The organism is Bradyrhizobium oligotrophicum, assembly GCF_051168495.1.
Classification (GTDB): Bacteria; Pseudomonadota; Alphaproteobacteria; order Rhizobiales; family Xanthobacteraceae; genus Bradyrhizobium; species Bradyrhizobium oligotrophicum_A.
This window is the reverse complement of record NZ_JBNPVB010000050.1, coordinates 1-3,168: the sequence shown is the minus strand read 5'-3', so window position 1 is coordinate 3,168 and position 3,168 is coordinate 1. Positions and strand designations below refer to the sequence as shown.

At 67.1% G+C, this 3,168-nt stretch carries 1 protein-coding gene; it reads right to left on the bottom strand.

What is annotated here, in order from left to right; genetic code table 11:
- A partial coding sequence (locus tag ACQR1B_RS36080) for a condensation domain-containing protein (RefSeq protein ID WP_434875153.1) occupies window positions 1–3,168 on the bottom strand: 3,168 nt, incomplete at both ends.

The following is a 3,168-nucleotide window of genomic DNA, read 5'->3' as shown; positions in this document are numbered from 1 at the left end:
CACGCCGACCGGCACGGGTTGCAAGCCGTCGTCCAGCACATAGACCCGCGTATTCCAGATCGGACGCCCGATCGGCGGATTCGCGGCGCCGGAAAGCGGCGTGCTCATCGTGGCGCAGATCGTCGTTTCGGTTGGTCCATAGGCGTTGATCATTCGCCGGCCTTCCGACCAGCGCGCGACCAGATCGGGCGGACAGGCATCGCCGCCGACGATCAGAGTGCGGAACTGCTCGAGCCGCTCGGTCGGCATGCCCGCGAGAACCGCCGGCGGGATCAGCGCGTGGCTGACGGCATGGCGGGTCAGCGTATCGGCAAGGATCTCGCCGGCAATGAGGCCAGCCTGCGGGACGACCAGCGCGGCTCCGGCGGGAAGCGCCATGAGCACTTCCATGATCGATGCGTCGAAACTGGACGACGAGAATTGCAGGACACGCGAGTCGGACGTGATGGCGAGCCGCTCGATCTGGGCTTCGACGAGGCTGGTGATGCCGATATGCGAGACGACGACGCCTTTCGGGATTCCGGTGGAGCCGGAGGTGTAGATGACGTAGGCGGCGTTCGTCGGGGTCAGCGGCGCGGTGCGATCCTGGTCGCGCGGGTTGCTGTCGGGCTGGCGGGCAAGGAGGCCTGCGGTGTCGGCATCATCCAGCACCAGGCGCGGGCCAGCCTCAGGCAGGCGCTCGGCAACGGCGCTGCTGGTGACGAGGCACACCGGCCTGGCGTCGGCGAGCATGAAGGCCAAGCGGTCCGCGGGATAGTCCGGATCGAGCGGCAGATAGGCGGCGCCGCTCTTGACGATGGCGAGCAGGCCGACGATCAGCTCGGCCGAGCGCGGCAAGGAGAGGGCGACGATCCGATCGGGACCGGCGCCTCGTGCGATCAGCAGATGCGCGAGCCGGTTGGCGCGCGCATTGAGCACATCGTAGCTGAGCGTCGAGTCCTCGCACACCAGCGCGGTGGCGTCACCACGCCGCGCGACCTGCGCTTCGATCAGCGACGGCAACGTCGTCGGCGGCACCGCGTGCACCGTGTCGTTCCACTCCGCCAGCACCTGACGCCGCTCCGCCGCGTCGAGGATGTCGATGGCGCCAATCGGCTGATCGGGTGCGACCGTTGCGGATTCGAGCAGGCGCACCAGACGCGCGGCGATGGCTTCGACGGCTTTCCGCTCGAACAGATCCGTGCTGTATTCGATGGTGCCTTCGATCCCCGCCGACGCTCCCTGCGGGCCACGACTCTCCGTCAGGATCAAGGCCAGATCGAATTTGGCAGAACTGCTGCTCATCGGTTGCGGGACGATGGTGAGACCAGGCATCTCGAGGCTGGGCATACCCGCGTTCTGTAGCGCCAGCATCACCTGGAAGAGCGGGTGGCGACTCAGAGACCGTGTCGGATTGATTGCCTCGACGAGGCGCTCGAACGGCAGATCCTGATTTGCATAGGCATCGAGATTGGTGGCGCGCACGCGATCCACCAGTTCGCGGAAGCTCGGATTTCCAGCGGTGTCGCTGCGAAGGACCACGGTGTTGACGAAAAAGCCGATCAAGTCGTCGAGCGCATGATCGCTTCGCCCCGCGACCGGACTGCCGATCGGGATGTCCGTCCCCGCCCCCAGCCGCGTGAGCAACGCAGCGAGGCCGGCCTGGAGCACCATGAAGAGACTGGCCTGCTGTTCGCGCGCCAGCGTCAGCAGCCGATTGTGCACTTCGGGGGTGATCTCGAACGCGACAGTGCCGCCCTGATGGCTGGAAACAGGCGACCGGGAATGATCGACCGGCAGTTCCAGTTGCTCAGGCAGGCCGTGCAGCGCCCTCTTCCAATACTCCAGCTGGCGCGCGACCGGGCTCTCGGGATCCTCCTCGTTGCCGAGCAGCGCGTGCTGCCACAGCGTGTAGTCGGCGTATTGCAGTGGCAGCGGCGCGAAGGCGGGCGCGCGGCATTCACTCCGCGCAGCATAAGCCGTCGCGAGATCGCGAGCCAGCGGCTCGAGCGACGATCCGTCGCCGGCAATATGATGGATCAGCAGCAGCAGAACCTGGTCGCGCGGTGTGAGGACGAAGAGGTCGACGCGGAGCGGTGGTTCGACCGCGAGATCGAAGCCGCGGTTCGCGGCCACGGTGAGCGCCTTCGGAAGCTCGGCCTCGGTGGTGGCCGTCACCGCGAGGATCGGCCGGGCGATGTCGGCATCGAGGATCAGCTGGCGGGGCGTGCCGGCCGTTTCCGGGAAGACGGTTCGCAGGCTCTCATGTCGCTCGACCACATCGGCAAGTGCGGCTTCGAGGGCATCGCGGTCGAGGTCACCGCGAAAACGCAATGCGAGCGTGAGATTATAGTGGGGGCTTTGTCCTTCGAGATGGTTGAGGAACCACAGGCGACGTTGCGCGAACGAGAGCGGGATCACCTCCGGACGTGGGCCTGGCCGAAGAGCCGGTCGTGCCGCCGCCTCGGCCTGGTCGAGCCGTTCAGCGAGCCCGGCGATGGTCGAAACTTCGAACAGCGTACCAAGCGGCAGCTCGACCCCGAAAGCAGCACGGATTTTCGAGACCAGATGCGTCACGAGCAGCGAATGGCCGCCGAGATCGAAGAAATTGTCATGGATCCCGACGCGCTCGATCCCAAGGGTCTCGGCAAACAGAGCGCAGAGTTTCTCTTCCCGTGCCGTCCGCGGCGGGGTGTATTCGGTCACGGGCTGGTGGTCGGGCGCCGGCAAGGCGTTGCGATCGAGCTTGCCGTTGGGCGTGAGCGGCAGCGCGTCGAGCACGACGAAGGCGGCGGGGACCATGTAGTCCGGCAGGGTGCGCGCGAGATGCTGGCGCAGCATCGCTGCCTGCAGCGCATGACCGGCGGCGGGCACGACATAGCCGACGAGGCGCTTGTCGCCGGCACGGTCTTCGCGGGCGACGACAGCAGCCTGGGCGACATCCGCATGCTGACCGAGCGTGGCCTCGATCTCGCCGGGCTCGATCCGGAAGCCGCGGATCTTGACCTGATGGTCGGCGCGGCCGAGGAAATCCAGCGTGCCTTCCGGCCGCCATCGCGCACGATCGCCGGTGCGATACATGCGGCTTCCCGGCGGTCCGAACGGATCGGCGACGAAACGCTCGGCGGTCAGGCCCGGGCGATTGAGATAGCCGCGCGCCAGACCGCTGCCGGCGATGTAGAGCTCGCC